Annotated in this window: 18 protein-coding genes; all 18 read left to right on the top strand. The window is 38.0% G+C overall.

Annotated features, from left to right (window positions below):
• Window positions 1-32: 32 nt before the first annotated feature.
• The 18 genes from NSQ20_RS12495 to topA all read left to right on the top strand — a co-directional run bounded on the left by NSQ20_RS12495 (window position 33) and on the right by topA (window position 18269).
• Window positions 33-770: a metallophosphoesterase family protein gene (locus NSQ20_RS12495; protein ID WP_340033022.1), complete on the top strand. Its 738-nt coding sequence runs from the start codon at window positions 33-35 to the stop codon at window positions 768-770.
• The gene (locus tag NSQ20_RS12500; protein ID WP_340032674.1) at window positions 760-1398 is read left to right on the top strand and encodes a sigma-70 family RNA polymerase sigma factor; all 639 of its coding nucleotides are present in this window, start codon (window positions 760-762) and stop codon (window positions 1396-1398) included. The genes NSQ20_RS12495 and NSQ20_RS12500 overlap by 11 nt, the downstream gene beginning before the upstream one ends.
• A gap of 48 nt (window positions 1399-1446) precedes the next feature.
• Complete coding sequence (locus NSQ20_RS12505; protein ID WP_340032675.1) at window positions 1447-1827, top strand: hypothetical protein; 381 nt, start codon at window positions 1447-1449, stop codon at window positions 1825-1827.
• Between the two features lies 1 nt (window position 1828).
• A complete protein-coding gene (locus tag NSQ20_RS12510; RefSeq protein ID WP_340032676.1) occupies window positions 1829-2242 on the top strand; it encodes a hypothetical protein in 414 nt (137 codons plus the stop codon).
• Window positions 2243-2287: 45 nt separating this feature from the next.
• Window positions 2288-2539: a hypothetical protein gene (locus NSQ20_RS12515; protein WP_340032677.1), complete on the top strand. Its 252-nt coding sequence runs from the start codon at window positions 2288-2290 to the stop codon at window positions 2537-2539.
• Window positions 2540-2951: 412 nt separating this feature from the next.
• A complete protein-coding gene (locus tag NSQ20_RS12520) occupies window positions 2952-3443 on the top strand; it encodes a hypothetical protein (RefSeq protein ID WP_340032678.1) in 492 nt (163 codons plus the stop codon).
• A gap of 197 nt (window positions 3444-3640) precedes the next feature.
• Entirely contained in the window at window positions 3641-4585 is a 945-nt protein-coding gene (locus NSQ20_RS12525) for a ParM/StbA family protein (protein ID WP_340032679.1), read from the top strand.
• The gene (locus NSQ20_RS12530; protein ID WP_340032680.1) at window positions 4576-4857 is read left to right on the top strand and encodes a hypothetical protein; all 282 of its coding nucleotides are present in this window, start codon (window positions 4576-4578) and stop codon (window positions 4855-4857) included. The genes NSQ20_RS12525 and NSQ20_RS12530 overlap by 10 nt, the downstream gene beginning before the upstream one ends.
• Before the next feature lie 123 nt (window positions 4858-4980).
• On the top strand, window positions 4981-8178 hold the full coding sequence (locus tag NSQ20_RS12535; RefSeq protein WP_340033023.1) for a PHP domain-containing protein: 3198 nt from the start codon (window positions 4981-4983) through the stop codon (window positions 8176-8178).
• Window positions 8179-8313 carry a hypothetical protein gene (locus NSQ20_RS12540; RefSeq protein ID WP_340032681.1) on the top strand — a complete coding sequence of 45 codons (135 nt, stop codon included), beginning with the start codon at window positions 8179-8181 and terminating at the stop codon, window positions 8311-8313.
• Between the two features lie 203 nt (window positions 8314-8516).
• Window positions 8517-9110, top strand: a complete 594-nt coding sequence (locus NSQ20_RS12545; RefSeq protein ID WP_340032682.1) for a hypothetical protein — start codon at window positions 8517-8519, stop codon at window positions 9108-9110.
• A 141-nt stretch (window positions 9111-9251) separates the two neighbouring features.
• On the top strand, window positions 9252-9467 hold the full coding sequence (locus NSQ20_RS12550) for a hypothetical protein (protein ID WP_340032683.1): 216 nt from the start codon (window positions 9252-9254) through the stop codon (window positions 9465-9467).
• 89 nt (window positions 9468-9556) lie between these two features.
• Window positions 9557-11236, top strand: a complete 1680-nt coding sequence (locus NSQ20_RS12555) for a recombinase family protein (protein WP_340032684.1) — start codon at window positions 9557-9559, stop codon at window positions 11234-11236.
• Window positions 11237-11825: 589 nt separating this feature from the next.
• Window positions 11826-12281, top strand: a complete 456-nt coding sequence (locus NSQ20_RS12560) for a MarR family transcriptional regulator (protein WP_036609387.1) — start codon at window positions 11826-11828, stop codon at window positions 12279-12281.
• Between the two features lie 243 nt (window positions 12282-12524).
• The gene (sucC, locus tag NSQ20_RS12565; protein ID WP_036609384.1) at window positions 12525-13685 is read left to right on the top strand and encodes an ADP-forming succinate--CoA ligase subunit beta; all 1161 of its coding nucleotides are present in this window, start codon (window positions 12525-12527) and stop codon (window positions 13683-13685) included.
• A gap of 63 nt (window positions 13686-13748) precedes the next feature.
• Window positions 13749-14678 carry a succinate--CoA ligase subunit alpha gene (sucD, locus tag NSQ20_RS12570; RefSeq protein ID WP_036609382.1) on the top strand — a complete coding sequence of 310 codons (930 nt, stop codon included), beginning with the start codon at window positions 13749-13751 and terminating at the stop codon, window positions 14676-14678.
• Between the two features lie 244 nt (window positions 14679-14922).
• The gene (gene dprA / locus NSQ20_RS12575) at window positions 14923-16053 is read left to right on the top strand and encodes a DNA-processing protein DprA (protein ID WP_339198916.1); all 1131 of its coding nucleotides are present in this window, start codon (window positions 14923-14925) and stop codon (window positions 16051-16053) included.
• Between the two features lie 116 nt (window positions 16054-16169).
• Window positions 16170-18269, top strand: a complete 2100-nt coding sequence (gene topA, locus NSQ20_RS12580; RefSeq protein ID WP_036609379.1) for a type I DNA topoisomerase — start codon at window positions 16170-16172, stop codon at window positions 18267-18269.
• The last annotated feature ends 51 nt before the right edge of the window (window positions 18270-18320 follow it).

The raw sequence follows: 18320 nt of genomic DNA on the forward strand, positions 1-18320 counted from the left end.
ACACAATAAATCAATAGAAATGAGGCCATAACATCAGAAAACTCGTAGTTAGCGACATCCACGGTTGTCACGATGAATTCAATTGTATTCTTAATAAGTGTAAATACAACCCAGCAACAGACCAACTTATGCTTCTTGGTGATTATGTTGATAGAGGTTTGAGAAGTAAGCAAGTTGTTGAGCAAATTATAAATATTAAAAATAACAACAATGCTATTGTACTAAAAGGAAATCATGATGACATGATGGTAGCTGCACTAAAGCATGACGATGAGGCATATGACGCACATTGGCTCAATAATGGTGGATTCACAACGATAATTAGTTACATTGGTGGAGACTATTTTGAAGAAGGATTCGATTGGGACAAATACATAGAAGTAAAAGAGCATATACGTAAACACTATCAACACCACATTGATTTTCTTGATGCATTACCACTATATCATGAGGACGAGAGACACTTATACGTTCATGCAGGAATTAATCCAATGTTAAGTAACTGGAAAAACACTTCTGAGTCTGATTTCATATGGATTAGAGAGCAATTCTATAGCAATTTCACCAATCTAAATAAGAAAGTAATTTTTGGGCATACTCCAGCAGTTCATTTACACGGTTCCGCTGAAATTTGGTTCGATCCTAAAGGAGACAAAATAGGTATTGATGGTGCATGTGCATATGGTAAGCAGCTAAATTTATTAGAAATTACAGAGGAAGGTCTGTACATACCACGCAGTGTACAGAAGGGTGAGAAAGATGAATTTTGATAATATGGTGAGACATTATGATCCAAGTTTTGATAATGAAGCAATGATCAAACTCGCTAAAGAGACAAACGATCAGGAATTAAGAGACCAAGTAATCAATAATAATATTCGCATTGTAGTTAAACTTGCTCACAAGTGGAAGGAATTTGGCTTCAAAGACGACTTGGACGACTTAGTTGGAATAGGATCAATAGGATTAGTAAAAGCTTTTGATACATATGACACAAGTAAAGATACTAAACTATCTACCTATATCGGAAATGTTGTGTGGATGGAATTTGTCAAAGCTGAACGCCACAAACGTATGAAGTGTCGCAATTCTTTTCAAACCGTGAGTCTTGAGACACCCATTGGTAAAACGAGCGATGGTAAGGATAAATTAATTTCAGAAATTTTAGCCAATGATGAACATACTAAACTTAATCAGATAGAAGAAGATGAATTCAACAATCAATTAAATGTATTGCTGGATACGAAGCTTAATGAAAAAGAGAGATACGTTGCTAAGAAATTCTTTTTTGATGGTGTTGGAGTCACTGAGATTGGTAAAGAGATAAATCAAACTAGACAAGCAACTCATTATCAATATAAGTGTGCTGTAAAGAAACTAAGACCAGCATATACCTAATACATAGATTAAATGAAACTTATATTTTACATAGAAAAGAGGAGCAATTTGATAGTTAAAAATGAAATTAATATACATGAAAACAGTGTGAACTATATGAATCGAGTATTTATGCAGTATAAAGAAATTGAAACATTACCAAGTGTAGTTGATAATCCTATTATCCACCTATATCCAGTCAAAGACACTTACGAAGAAAATGGTGAATTAAACGGATATAGTGATGCCTTGTACTTTCATTTGCATGTGTACGATCCTATAAGCATGACAAGTTGGAAAAGTAAACAACTGCATGATGGAATTATTCCCTTTTCGGAGGTTATGGTTCAACAGATCAAAATATTTAAAGATTTGAGCACAATGATTTCACTTAGCGGTTCATATAGGATGTCTCAGATGCAAGGATTTAGTATTGGGAGATTGACTTAGTATGGATAACAACGTGCGGTGGGATATTGAAGACGAGATAAAACAAATTGCAATTGAAGCCAATAGATATTTTGGTGTTCAAGTGATGATCAACCGCTTTGCGCATTACCAAGAAAAAGACATTCTGAAGGTTTTGTTTGATTTAAGCAGTGACACAAACCTACCCAAGATAAAACTTCAATTGAACTATACTTGTCCAATCCACAAAGATATTCTCTTTTCACACATTGCACCAATAATTACAGATGGCACAATAACAACATACATAAATCATCAATTTAACTGTAACAAATGTAGCAGACCTGTGTTTGTGACACCAGAAGCAACATATATGGGCTTTACGATAAGCGATGAATACTATAATCATGTGAATAGTCATCGGAGTAACCATACGCTACGTAACTTCAAGAGCTAGTGAAAGATGCACTTCGGCACATTCAGAGAGTGAGGGTAATTATTAATGGACGAAAGTGTAATTCCTAAAGGAATGTACTGTTATGATGAAAAAGGTTACTGTCCATATTCTCGTGAGGACAAAAAATATAAATATGATGCTTATGGTTATGGCAATGTATCATCTACTTGGTGTGATTATTTAAAGCTTAATAGTGCTCAGTTAGATTTTGAAGGAAGATACGAAAAAGATGGTAGTAAGTGTTATTTGGCTCATTTAATTTACGATCTATGCAAAGTGTGTGAGGTTAATAAGTGAAGAAACTGAAGAAGCACATTGGCATACTAGGCAGCAAACCATCAGCAAGAATACATAGTAATATCGAGTCGCTGTTTTGTAAGAACTGTAACACTATACCGCAATTTACATCAACCAAAGAGTGGTTTGTTCCATTTAAATGGTATCAATTTTCAAATTGTCTTGAGACGTGCGATTGGATTATTTGTTCTGATTGTTATACACCACTAAAAGTAAAGTAGAGAGTAGAGGTGCTGTGTTATTCAAATCCAAAACTACACAAAAATACTTAACAATAGACTTGAAAAGGGAACGATCAAGAAAGAGAAGTATGACAAATACATAGTAAAACTGGTAGAGTGGCAGCTTAATTACGGATTAGAATATTATCAAAGTGAAAATGATCCATTTTAATTAAGGAAGGTAAATACATATGATAAAACTAAATGATAAAGACTTGTTTAAGCTATTTGATAAGCATTTGAGAGTATTCTATCCAGCATTTAAAAATAGAAAGTTAAACTTAAACTACATTTTTGATATGGACTATGCGTTTTATGATTATATAGAAAGGAAACTCCACTTCAATAATTACATTATATATTTTCAGTTTGAGGGAGACTGCTTAAGAAAGTTTAACTACCAAGAAGCTGTTAGAATGATAAAGCGTGAATATCCAGAAACTAAAGTGAAATTAAATCTATACATAGATAATGAACGAAATAATATAGAAGATGAGACCAGCTATCACAAGATTGTAAAGTTTAATTGTTCTGTGGATATTGACGATGCTGAGTTAACTGGTGAGCAACTATCTTCATTAATTGACCTTGCTTTGGATACACGAAGCGAAAACTGTGATAATCACGAATGGCTAACTGAATTATCCTTGAGATATCAACGTTTTTTGAGGGCAAAATCCTGATGAAACATCAATTTTACAGGAAGAGATATAAATGAGGGGTTCTTATTCTACAAGTTAATTACAATAAAATAATACTGTACAACATAAGTTTATAGTGGTACAATCATCTTATAGAGGCTACAAATGTACACGAATAGTACAGAATATCTCAATCTGGTATATCTGTGTACACGACTTCAAAAGGAGGTTGTACCATTTTGTATAACACATTAAATTTAGACCTTGGATTTAAATGGACTAAAGGTGAGAGAGGAGGAAGGTTCTTTCGTCAACCAACTATAGCTGGGGAAGCTAAAGACCTATTTGAACAAAATATAAAATCAGATCACTTCATTTACAACGATGAATTGTTCGTAGGAAATGCTGCTGTAGAATACAGTGATGTTAAATACTTTTCTCTCAACAATAACAAAGCCGAAGCTGAGACAAGTGAAGTGGTCATGAAGACTACTTTGGGGTATTTAGCTAAAAAAGAAAAAGTGAAACTAGTAAGTGGACTTCCTATTGACTTTTACTTTAAACAAAAAGCTCCATTTGAACAAAAACTTTTAGGTTTGGCCGATCAGGGTGAATATAAAATTCGTAAAGGTAAGGGAAGCAACATTACAGTCCAGCCCATTATAGAAGAATGTAAAATAGTTCCTCAAGGACTAGGTGTTACAATGGACTATTTATTAGGTGACGATGGCAAAATTGCTAAAGTGAAAGCAGCCAAACAAAAGATACTAACTGTTGACTTGGGATTTTACACTCTTAATCTACTGGGGTTCAGCAAATCCAGTATTTTGAAAGAATCCAAAAGTGTTTTAGTGGGAGTAGAGAAGGCGTACACGCTATTGCAAACTTACATACAAAAACTAACTGGGCATACTCCAGCAATATATGAGTTAGACCCTTATGTTATCTCAGGTAATTACCTTGGACACAATATAGTTCCTCTAATTCATAAAGCATTTAAATCATTAGCCAGACAAATCAAAAATGAAATCGAAAGTTTGAATACCAACTTTGACATCTACTTAATAGCTGGTGGAGCTGCTCGATTTATTTTTGAATACTTGGATCTTCCAAATAAGGTTTTGATGGATCAGCTTGCTCAAGTTAGAGGGTATGGAAAGATTGGGAAGAAATCATGGAAATAGCGGCTAGAGCAAGACTTAGACCAATTAAAGACGAAGATCTACGAGAGGTTTGGAAAAACCTCCCTCCCCACGAAGATAAGAGTGATGTCGTAAGGAGGGCTCTGAGATTACTGTTCTTTGGTAGTGGTAGTACACCATATTTAAGCAGCACTCATTTGAATCTTACCACTAATGAAGAAACTGTTGAATTCATTAGTGGAAACAAAATCGAACAAACAGATGATACAGAGCTATATGATGAAAAGTTGGACGAATTATTAGGTTCATTTTAATGTAGGCTTCGGCCTACTTATACATAGATATCACTACGATAAAGGTGGCGGTTAAAACCAACCAATTACAAATAAATAATATTTAAAATCAATATTTGATTAATAATAAGGAGGTCGATAACCATTTGTGTATTTTGCAATTATCACAATCACAGGGATTACTCAAACATTTTTACTCCTGACTGTTCAGTTAAGATAGATGACTATGTAAGACGATCAAAGGAACTTGACCACAAGATTCTCTCTAGTATGGAACATGGGTTTCAAGGAAGATATTTTGATACTTATGATGTAGCAAAAAAAGAAGGTTTGAAATTTATCTTTGGTACTGAAGCATACTGGGTTAAAGATCGATTTGAAAAGGACAACACCAATGGACATATGTGTCTCTTTGCCAAATCAGAAAAAGGAAGACGCGATATCAACCGTATTCTTTCTGAGGCAAATGAGACAGGATACTATTACAAACCACGAATTGATTTAGATTTAATCTCTACATTAGATCCAAACGAAGTTTTTGTAACGAGCGCATGTATAGCATTTTGGCAATATGAAGATGTGGAGAAAATTGTTCTTGATCTAAACTCATACTTTGGGAAGAATTTTATGTTAGAAGTTCAAGCACATCATACCGAAACTCAAAAAAAATTACATCACAGAATATTGGATATTTCGGCAAAGCATAACATTGAGTTGATTGCCGGATGTGATAGTCACTTCATATATCCAGAACAAGCAAAAGATAGAGATGCAGTTCTAGAGGCAAAAGGGATTGTATACGAAAATGAAGATGGCTGGTTTATGGATTATCCCGATGGAGAGACATTAAAAAGACGATTCGTTGATCAAGGTGTCCTTAATGAAGAACAAATTGATAAAGCAATAAAGAATACATTGGTCTTTATGGATTTTGATGATTATGATTCTGATCTAATTAAGGTGTTTAGTAATGACATTAAACTTCCTACCTTATATCCAGAGCTAACACAAGAACAACGTGATCATAAATATAAACAATTATTGAATGAAAAGTGGAGAGAAGCGAAGAGCAGCATTCCAAAAGAGAAGCATGCTAAATACATAGATGAAATTAGAAAAGAAGGTTCTGTAGTAGTAAACACGGGAATGTCTGATTACTTTCTGATTGATCACGAAATTGTTAAAGAAGCTGTTGATAAAGGAGGAATTATAACTCCTACAGGACGGGGCTCAGGAGTATCATATTATACGAATACATTATTGGGATTTTCGAAAGTAGACAGAATTTCTGCTCCCGTACATTTATACCCTGAACGTTTTATGAGTGAAAGCCGAATACTGGAAACAAAATCACTTCCTGACTTAGACTTGAATTTGGGCAACCCAGAAGTATTTATTGCAGCACAAACCAAAGTACTAGGAGAAGGGCATTCATATCCAATGATTGCTTACGGTACATTTAAACGTAAATCAGGCTTCAAACTGTATGCCAAATCGCAGAATCTTGACTTCGAAATCGCTAATGAGGTATCAAAACAACTTGAGGCGTATGAGAATGACTTAAAATATGCTGAGGATGATGAGCAGGATCTGATTGATGTTTATGATTATGTTGATAAAAAATATCATCACCTTATAAAAGAAAGCGAGAAGTACACGGGGATAATCTCAGACAAAAAACCACATCCTTGTGGACATTTAATTTATCAGGGAAACATCAAAGAAGAGATTGGCCTAATAAGGATAAAAAGTGAGTCAACTAAAAAAGAAGTAATTGCTGCACTAATTGATGGAGAAATAGCAGAACGTAAAAAATTCCTCAAGAATGACTTACTTAAAGTTGATGTAGTTAAAACAACACATGATACATATAAAAGAATTGGACTACCAATACACACAGAAACCGAACTATTAAATACTATTAAGGACAACGATAAAGTTTGGGACATTTACGCTAAAGGTTTAACTGTTGGAGTAAATCAGGTTGAGAAGTACTCGACCACACAAAAAGTAATGAAGTATCAGCCAAGCAATATTTCAGAGTTAACAGCATTTATAGCAGCTATTAGGCCATCTTTTAAGTCAATGTATCATACGTTTGAAAGTAGAAAACCTTTCACTTATGGAATTAGTAGTTTCGACGACCTCATACAGACTGAGGAAATGAAGAATTCTTATGTACTGTACCAAGAACAAACCATGGCAACACTCGCCTATGCAGGATTTCCTTCTGACGAAACATACGGAATCATCAAGGCAATCAGTAAGAAAAAACCAGCCGTAGTTAAGCCGTTGAAAGAACGATTCTTAAAAGGATTCAGCGACAAAATCCTTGAGCGAGAAACTGTAACTCAACAAGAAGCATTTGATATGAGTGATAAAGTATGGAAAATTATTGAGGATTCAAGTGGATACGGTTTTAATGCGTCACATGCGTACAGTTATGCGCTTGATTCCGTATATTGTGCATATCTTAAAAGCCACTATCCGATCTTCTTCTATGAATCATTATTGAGACATTTTTCAGAGAAGAAGAACAAAGATAAAGTTGGTCTTCTTAAAGAAGAAATGCAGAAAGGGTTCGGAATTAAAGATGGTGGCATAAAGTTTGGGACTGATAATAGAAGTTTTGTGGCAGATGAGAAGAGAAATTCAATCTATGCCGATCTATCAGGCATTAAGTTCATGAATGTAAAAGTAGCTGAAGAACTATTTGAGATTGGCAAAAATACATATGAAAGCTTTGTAGACTTATTAGTTGACATAAATCTAAAAACTTCAGTTAATGCTAGACAATTAAAGATACTCATTATGCTTAATTATTTTGATATGTTTGGTAACAATGGGTATCTCTCTGCCTTGTTCAAGGAATTCTCAGATGGTAAGTATAAATATAAAAAAACATATGTAGAAAAAACAATAGAACAAAGGATTATTGAGTTGAAAAAGATTGAAATTGAATTAAGGAATCAGGAAGTACCAGCGATTCTTCCAAATGAGACAGTTATGTTTCAGATTGAACACATGGGTTATGCAGATGTTAAATATCCTGAGACAAGCTCTGGCTGGTGTGTAGTAACGGATATTGATACAAAATATTCTCCAAAATTAACATTGTATAGTGTTCAAAAAGGAGAAACACGTATCTTCAAAATGAGCAAAAAGACATTCAACGTTAAGGATAGAGATTTAAGAATAGATATTGGTGATTTAATTGAGATTACTGAGTTTAAGAAAAAAATGAAATCTGTTCCTGATGGAAATGGAAATTTCATAGAAACAAATGAGTCTGAAACTTGGATCACTGGTTACAACAAGTATAAGAATAAGGAGAATACATAGATGGAGAACAAGCTTAGCAAATCAAAGATTGAGCAGATTATTGGACGTAAGTTGACTGAGTATGAATACAAAGAAGTTGTAGGAACAGTTCTCAATCAATTGCTGAATGAAAAAGTTGAGAAAACAAATGGATAGATTCGACAATGATTATCACTATGTACATTTTCCTGACCCACAAGAAAAGGAGGTGAAGTATTCGACCTGTTACGGTTGTAAGGAAGATATTATTGTGGGAGAAGAAGTTTTAGATGTATTTGGAGCATGTGTACACGATACATATGAATGTTTATTTAAAGCAGCAAACGCTAAACGAATAATTGCAGGAGAGGAATGATTAATTGAGTCTTAATGGACATAATATGAAATTGCAACTGAGACTACCATTGCCAGTTTCAATAAATGACTTATACATAAATCAATACACATGGAACCCGAAAACCAGATCTAGAGTACCTACGGGTAAACGGATATTAAGTAAAGAAGGAGAAAAAGTTAAGAAAGAAATTATTGAAGCGGCTACAGACCAAGTAAGCAAGCAAGAATGGGATTATGAGTACACTAAGACACACTACTTGTACATGGATTCTTTCATTTATTTTAACCGCAAGGGTAGAGATGACAATAATATCTACAAACTCAACAACGATGCACTAGAGAAGATAGCATATGATAACGACAGTAGAATTTTAACAAGGACTCAACGCATATTGTATGACAAAAAGAATCCTAGGGTTGAATTAGTTTTTACTCCAGTAGAATACATAGGAATATTTGATAATGAACAGATGTATGGTGATTTTGTTAAGAGATGCGAAGGTTGTAGTAGATACAAAAGAAATTGTTCAATATTGAAAGCTGCTAAAGAGGCATTTATTCAGGACGAGATAGTAAATAACGTTTGTAGTAGTTTCAAAGAAATGAGAAGTAAATAAAAGTAGTATTTCACTAGCCATTTGCGAAGAAATAGGGATTGAGATTAAAGGGTATAAGCCTAGAACGAGATGGCACTATCACTTAAAAGACTTTGTTATGGAGGCAATTAATACATATGGAATCGAAAGAGTGATTAAGATATGAAGCACTACTATGAGATATTTAGTGAGAAGAAACATCCTATTTTAATGACCAATAATACAGAATTTAGTAATGAACTGTTTGATGAAATGATAAGCGAAGCAAAAAAAAGCCTTATCACTACTAAAAAATCTGGAAATTTAGATACTGGTATTGTGCAATATCTTATTGAAAATTACGAATTTAGTCTTATAAAATTTACAGCAAAGTCCTGAAAATGGGCTTTGTTTTTTATAATATACAAGCAAGATTTTGCCGTTTGTAGTATAATTAAATACATAAAAATAATACGGAGGTATATAAAATGGAATATGTTTCGATTGCTGCATACTGTCGTGTTAGTACAAAACATGACGATCAATTAAATAGTTTGGATGCACAGGTACAGTACTACAATAGCTACATAGATGGAGACAATAAAACAAAACTTCATGAAGTTTATTATGACACATTATCTGCTACCAAATGGGAAAAGCGTAAAGGATTTAAGAAGATGTTATATGATGCAGGATTGGATTTTGAAGTAAGCAAGAGAGGGAATCTATTACTAGAAATTAGCGATAGGCCACCACTATTTAATAGAATTCTAGTTAAAGATGTATCAAGATTTGCTCGTAATATTGATTCGGTCGATATTATTCGCAAACTAAGAGACAAACGAGTTTTCATTGACTTTACCAATATGAACCTATCAACAGAAAATATGTCTGAAGATATGATGTTGGGAATGTTCATATTATTTGCTGAAAGGGAGTCAAAGGACAGATCAGAAAAGACGATTTGGGGGCTTGCTAGGAGTGCCGAAGAAGGAAGGATTAGGGTTAAGGATGATTACTATGGATATCGCTACATAAAAGAAGGTAGAGAGCTTGAAGTTGTGAATGATGAAGCTGAAAATATTCAGTTGATCTTTTATATGTATGCTCATGGTCTTGGATTCAGAAAGATAATTCAAGAACTCGACATTTTGAAAATAAAAACACGGAAAGGTAAAAGTTTTAGTCCTACCACTATAAGCAGAATTTTAAAGAATGTTGGCTATACAGGAACTCTTATTCGCAATAAGCTAGATGCCCCTCTTGTATTTACATCTAAAAAAACTGCTACCTTAAAAGACGAATCAGAGTGGAAAGTTCATGAGAATAGAATTCCAGTCATTATAGATCGAAAGATGTTTGATTTAGCTCAGAACATTAGAAAAGGCAAAGTTAATCATACAAATAGAGTTGGAACAAGACCTCCAACTAGTAGATACTCTAAACTTTTAGTATGTGACGTATGCGGTTGTAACTACACTAAAAACAAAGAGAACAAAACTGGTCGAGATTTTATGAACTGCACTACAAAGAAAAGGTTTGGCGTATTAAAGTGTTCCTCTCCAAATGTATCTTGTGAACTATTGGAAAAAGCAATTCATGATTTTGCAAAAAATAAATTAAAAGATACTATCGGACATTTTAAGGACACCTATATTTATGAACTTAATTTATTTCAAAAAGAACTTGAAGAAAGGATAGACAATCAACAAATTGACAAAGCATCAGATTTTAAGGATCAGATTGCCGAAAAGATAAGCCAAGAAAAGAAAGTTATTAAACTGTATAGTATGGGAAACTTTGACGAAGAGACATTGGACGAATTAGTATCAGAAATAAAAAGAGATCGTTTAAAGCTCGAACAAGAACTAAAGAAATGCACCTCATCCAATGAAGATTTAAAAGAAGAGATAGATGAAATCAATAATGCAATAAAGCAGATTAAAAATTTCAAAGTCGAGATAAATTATAGTGAAGAAGAAGTGTTAGAATTGATTGATGCAATTAGAATTAGAAAACTTATAAGCACCAGAAGAGAAAGAAAGAGAATAATACTTACATTCGAATTTAAGATATTTAAAAAGCTAAATCAAATCGTTGAGAAATATGCAGGGATGAATAAGGTTCAAACGGATAATTCTGTATCTGCTCCATATGACTTATACTGACTATGTAACCGATGATGGATGTCTGTGGCAGACCATTGGATAAATCGGTTTCCACCTCGATCAGAACACCATCGATTCCGTACAAACACGCACTGTGTAATTTTCCGTACATAAAAAAGAAACACCTCACTCGATTCTTGACTCCGCATAATACGGGCCAGTCTACGAATTAAGGTGCTTCCTCAGCTTCTATTAGCATTTTATATAAAAGGAATCATGGAGTCAACCTGTCATTATCATTGCTGTAGTCATCTTTCCTGATCCCTGAATTTTATTTCTGGAAGGAAATCATTAAATAGCTTTGCGAACATGGTTACGTATAAACTTTCATTATGTTTATTAAATTTAGCCCGAGAAAGCGTGAATCTGTTCGATGGACTTATCTATTATTGTTGTTAAATCATGGGGATGAACTGCTGATTATCTAATTATATTTATGTTTTACACAATCTAATTTATCATAATTAAATTGAATAGTAAAATCATTTGTGCTCAATTATTCTGTTTTTTTTCTATTTTGTGATAGTATAGATCTATAGTTCCCGTATTATTAGGAATAGATTGCACAATAGGCAGGTGAGAAAGACATATGCAGACTGACAGTTTGAAGCTGGATAACCAATTATGCTTTGCCATATATGCTTGTTCACGTGAGATTACGAAGATGTACCAGCCTTATCTGGAGGTACTTGGCGTAACGTATTCCCAGTATTTGGTGTTGATGGTTTTGTGGGAACGTGAAGAATGTACGGTTAAGGAGATCGGGGAGGCTCTCTATCTCGATTCGGGAACGTTGACACCACTTCTCAAACGTTTGCAGTCAGCAGGACTTATTAATCGCGAACGCTCGGCTCAGGACGAACGAAAAGTATTAATTACACTAACCGACTCGGGTCGTGAGTTGCGGAACAAGGCATTATCCATACCTGAATCCATTCAGGGAGATGCGTGTTTGAACAGTACAGAGTTTGAAACATTGCTGGGTCAGTTCAAAGGATTGCTGGAGAAAGTTCACGAAACCAACACCAACGCAGCCAAAAAATAAAATGTAGTTTTACATCAAGGAAACCTCAGTTTTTATCTGGGGTTTTTTCCATATATACCCAAGCATTCACAATATGGGATCATACTCATATCAAAATACTGTCTATTAACCATTAGTTTTTTAAGGAAAGCGTTTTAAAAACGTGTTACAATGAATTGGGCTTGAGTGAAAATAGTCAACATTTGTCTTTTGTTAGTCTACCAACCCGCCTTGTTGCAGTCATGTTGATAGGAGGATTCGAGAATGAATATCCATGAATATCAAGGAAAAGAAGTACTGAAACAGTATGGAGTTACCGTTCCAAACGGAAAGGTTGCTTATACAGTCGATGAAGCGGTCGCGGCCGCTGAGGCATTGGGCAGTCCAGTGACTGTTGTCAAAGCACAAATTCACGCAGGTGGCCGGGGTAAAGCCGGCGGCGTAAAAGTGGCAAAGAGTACGGATGAAGTTCGTGCCTATGCTTCCGAAATTCTGGGCAAAGTATTGGTAACACACCAGACTGGACCAGAAGGTAAAGAAGTGAAACGTCTTCTGATTGAAGAAGGATGCGATATCCGCAAAGAGTATTATGTGGGTGTTGTTGTGGACCGTGCCACAGGCCGTGTAGTTATGATGGCTTCCGAAGAAGGCGGTACTGAGATTGAAGAAGTAGCTGAAGCTACACCTGAGAAAATTTTCAAAGAAATCATTGACCCTGCCATTGGATTGCAAGTGTTCCAGGCCCGTAAACTGGCTTACAGCATTAAGATTCCGAATGAACTGGTGAACAAAGCTGTTAAGTTCATGCTCGCGCTGTACACTGCATTTGTCGAAAAAGATTGCTCTATTGCAGAGATCAATCCTCTCGTTGTTACCGGAGATGGAAACGTTATCGCGCTAGATGCGAAATTAAACTTTGACTCCAACGCCCTGTTCCGTCACAAAGACATTTTGGAACTGCGTGACCTGGATGAAGAGGATGAAAAAGAAATCGAAGCTTCCAAATACGACCTCAGCTACATAGCACTTGATGGCAACATCGGCTGTATGGTCAATGGTGCGGGACTTGCGATGGCAACGATGGATATTATTAAATACTACGGTGGAGACCCGGCCAACTTCCTTGACGTTGGGGGCGGTGCGACAACGGAGAAGGTGACTGAAGCATTTAAGATCATCTTGTCCGATGCCAAAGTAGCTGGGATCTTTGTTAACATCTTCGGTGGCATCATGCGCTGTGATGTTATCGCCAATGGTGTTGTTGAAGCCGCGAAGCAGCTTGGCCTGACCAAACCGCTGGTTGTTCGTCTTGAAGGAACTAACGTGGAGCTTGGCAAACGTATTCTGGGTGAATCTGGCCTGAATATCGTTCCTGCTGATTCCATGGCCGATGGTGCACAGAAAATTGTTGCCCTCGTAAAATAAGTTCATTCCTTAGTACCGGAGCTGTCCGGGAATTGAAAAATAACCGTAAGGATGTGAAGCAACGTGAGTATTTTGATCGATAAAAATACAAAAGTCATTACGCAAGGCATTACGGGTTCAACGGGAATGTTCCACACGAAGGGCGCATTGGACTACGGAACCCAGATGGTAGGCGGAGTTACACCGGGTAAAGGCGGAACTAATGTGGATATCACGTTGGAAGACGGTACAGTAGCTAGTCTGCCGGTGTTCAACACTGTGCAGGAAGCGAAGGAAGCTACAGGCGCAACAGCGAGCGTCATTTACGTTCCTCCTGCATTTGCAGCAGATTCCATTATGGAAGCTGTTGATGCTGAGCTGGACCTCGTGATCTGTATTACAGAAGGTATTCCGGTTCTTGACATGATCAAGGTTGACCGCTTCATGGAAGGTAAAAATACCGTCCTGATCGGACCAAACTGTCCAGGTGTCATTACACCAGGCGAATGTAAAATCGGTATCATGCCTGGTTATATCCATATGGCAGGGCACGTAGGCGTTGTTTCCCGTAGTGGAACACTTACCTATGAAGCCGTTCATCAACTGACGACACGTGGCATTGGACAATCTTCTGCTGTAGGAATCGGGGGAGACCCTGTAAAAGGCTCCGAGTTCATTGATATCCTCAAACGGTTCAATGAAGATCCACAGACTCATGCGGTCATCATGATTGGTGAGATTGGTGGTACAGCTGAAGAGGATGCTGCAGATTGGGTACGTGAAAACATGACCAAACCGGTTGTTGGCTTTATCGGTGGCGTAACAGCGCCTCCAGGCAAACGGATGGGCCATGCTGGCGCTATTATCTCTGGCGGTAAAGGTACAGCCAAAGAGAAGATTGCGAAGCTGGAATCATGTGGAATCAAAGTAGCACCAACTCCTGCTGAGATGGGTTCGACTTTGGTGAGTGTACTTGAGGAACGCGGTATTTTGAATTTGTGCACGACACATTAATTCTTTTTCGTTATAATAGAAGAAACGGCTCGGAAATGATTTATTTCTGGTAGACCGACTATTATGGTTACGGAAAAGGTAAGCAACCTTTTGTCCTTGAACAGGGCGAAGGGTTGCTTTTTTGCGTTTTTTTTACGGGAAAAGGGGGAGGAATTGTCTCTCATCTGCGTAAACGCTTGCATTCCGTGGTCACTTAACACACAATATGAGGGAAGATCTCTTCCCGCTTTGGGAGGTTTATGGTATGGAAGAAAGATGGATCTTGTTTGGGTTACATGAGATGGAGGGCATTGGCAAGAAAACAATCTCGAAACTGATTCTGGGACAACATGAATTACCCGAACTATTGAATTATGGGGAAAGCGACTGGGTCGCAGCAGGCTTGCGCAAAGATCAAGCTGCACGCTTGGCTAGCCAATTTACTATCGAATGGATCGAGAGTAAAAGAGAACACGTTTACAATCAGGGGATAGAGGTTATTACTTATCTGGATCAGAAATATCCCATATTAATGAAGGAAACCGTTCAGCCTCCCTGGGTAATGTATGCTCGAGGGGATGTTAGTTTGCTTCACAATTCGTCTATTGCCATGGTGGGAACTCGTATGCCAACCGTGTATGGGCGCAAAGTTGGAGAAAAGCTGGCAGAGCAATTATGCAATGCAGGACTGACGATTGTAAGCGGGCTTGCCCGCGGTATTGATAGCGTATGTCATGAGGCAGTACTACGTGCCAAAGGAAAAACGATTGCAGTATTTGGAACAGGGATTGATAATATATACCCACCCGAAAATACAAGCCTCGCTGAACGAATCGCGGAGACGGGGCTGCTTTTGTCGGAATATCCACCAGGTACGAGAGCGCGCCAGGGATTATTTCCGGAACGGAATCGAATCATTGCCGGTCTGACATTGGGAACATTGGTTGTTGAGGCTGACATTCGCAGTGGTTCACTCATTACAGCAGATGCTGCGCTTGAAGCAGGCAGGGATGTATTTGCAGTCCCTGGACCGATTACATCGCCGAAAAGTCGGGGAGCACACAATCTTATCCGTCAAGGGGCCAAATTGGTCACTTGTGCAGCAGATGTATTGGAAGAGTATCGATTGGGCTTGCCAAATGCAGAACAACTTCCTTACAATAGAGGACGTTCGACCGAAACAAGCGAGCCTTCCAGGCGTGGGATATTCGCTGAGGTTAAGCTCTCTCCAGATGAACAACGTGTGATTTATCTGTTGGAACAGGGAGAACAATCATTGGATCAACTGGTTGAGCTGCTTGGTTGGGATTTTGGACATTTGCATTCAGTTCTGTTATCTTTAATCATAAAAAAGCAGATTAGCCAATTACCAGGCACTAAATACGCGAGGGTATGACGAAGCTACAACCTACGTAGTGCGTGGAAATATATAATTAGCAGAAGTTATTAACTATGCATAAGCTTACAGAAACAGTTTCATGACAGTTTCATGACTGAGAGGAGGATGAACCTATGGCGGATGCACTCGTAATCGTGGAGTCGCCCTCAAAGGCGAAGACGATAGGCAAATATTTAGGCAGCAAGTTCATCGTAAAAGCTTCGATGGGGCATATTCGCGATTTGCCAAAGAGTCAGATCGGCGTTGAGGTAGAGAATGATTTTAATCCGAAATATATTACGATCCGCGGCAAAGGTTCAATTTTGAAAGAACTGAAGGATGCACGGAAGAAAGTGAAAAAAGTGTATCTCGCAGCTGACCCGGATCGCGAAGGTGAGGCTATCGCATGGCATTTGGCCCATGCCCTTGAACTGGACGATACGGCAGATTGCCGGGTAGTATTTAATGAAATTACAAAACAGGCGGTCAAAGATGCGTTCAAAACGCCGCGGAAAATCAATATGGATTTGGTTAACGCGCAGCAGGCAAGACGTATTCTGGATCGGCTCGTTGGATATAAAATTAGTCCGTTATTATGGAAGAAAGTGAAAAAAGGTTTGTCTGCAGGCCGGGTTCAGTCCGTGGCTGTTAAAATCATTTTAGATCGTGAAAATGAAATTGATGATTTTGAGCCGGAAGAATACTGGAGCATTACCGCCAAGCTGACAGCAGACGGCAATCCGTTTGAAGCCAAGTTTCATAAACTGAACGGGGCCAAAACAGAGCTGGGCAGTGAAGAGGAAGTGCAAGCGATCCTGAAACAGATCGAAGGTGCAGACTTTACGATCAAGGAAGTTAAAGAGAAAGAACGTAGCCGTAACCCCTCCGCCCCGTTTACGACAAGTTCTCTGCAACAGGAAGCGGCGCGTAAATTGAATTTCAGAGCTTCCAAGACGATGTCGGTCGCCCAACAACTATATGAAGGTGTAGACCTTGGAAAAGAAGGCACAGTAGGTCTCATCACGTATATGCGTACGGACTCCACACGAATTGCGGCATCTGCACAAGAAGAAGCCAAAGAATATATCGTTGGTAAGTATGGTGAGCCATTTGCACCTGAGACTCCACGAAACTATTCCAAAAAAGCAGCTAATGCTCAGGATGCGCATGAAGCGATTCGTCCAACTTCAATTCTGCGTGACCCTGACTCAATCAAGTCATTCATGAGTCGCGATCAGTTCCGGTTGTATAAACTGGTATGGGAACGTTTTGTAGCGAGCCAAATGTCTTCGGCTATTCTGGATACACTCTCTGTAGATATTGCTGCGGGGGACACCATTTTCCGTGCAGCAGGTTCGAAGGTACGATTCCAAGGTTTCATGAAGGTATATGTTGAAGGAAACGACGATGGTACAACCGATGAAGATCGTCTGCTGCCTCCGTTGAAAAGTGGAGATGTGCTTGAGAAGCAGGAGATTGAGCCAAAACAGCATTTTACACAACCGCCACCACGATATACGGAGGCAAGGTTGGTTAAGACGCTTGAGGAATTGGGTATAGGGCGTCCGAGTACATATGCGCCAACACTGGAGACCATTCAGAAGCGCGGATATGTTGCGATAGAGGAAAAGAAATTCATGCCGACGGAGCTTGGTGAACTGGTCATCGAACAGATGGAAGAGTTTTTCCCTGAAATCCTGAATGTAGAGTTCACCGCCAACATGGAAGGTGATCTTGACCATGTGGAGGAAGGTTCGGAGGATTGGGTCAAAGTACTCGCAGAATTCTATGAATCTTTTGAGAAACGCCTTGAGTTTGCGGAAGAAGAAATGAAAGAAATCGAGATTGAAGACGAAGTATCCGATGAGATCTGTGAGAAGTGCGGCAAACCGCTGGTTTATAAACTCGGACGTTTTGGCAAGTTTCTTGCGTGCTCGGGCTTCCCTGATTGCCGGAATACCAAACCGATTATCAAGGATATCGGCGTGACTTGTCCGAAGTGTAAGGAAGGTCATGTTGTTGAGCGTCGTAGCAAAAAAGGACGTATTTTCTACGGTTGTGACAAATATCCTGAATGTGATTTTGTCTCATGGGACAGACCTTCAGCCAAACCATGTCCAAGTTGCGGATCGCTAATGATTGAAAAGCGGAACAAAAAGGGAGCACGATTGCAGTGTACTTCATGTGATCATCAGGAGCCGGTGGATGAACCGGATGACGAATCAGCGGATTAATATATATGCGAATCAAATTTAGTGAATTTTGAAATTGTTTTATGGGGGTAA

Source organism: Paenibacillus sp. FSL K6-1122 (assembly GCF_037977015.1).
Lineage (GTDB): Bacteria > Bacillota > Bacilli > Paenibacillales > Paenibacillaceae > Paenibacillus > Paenibacillus amylolyticus.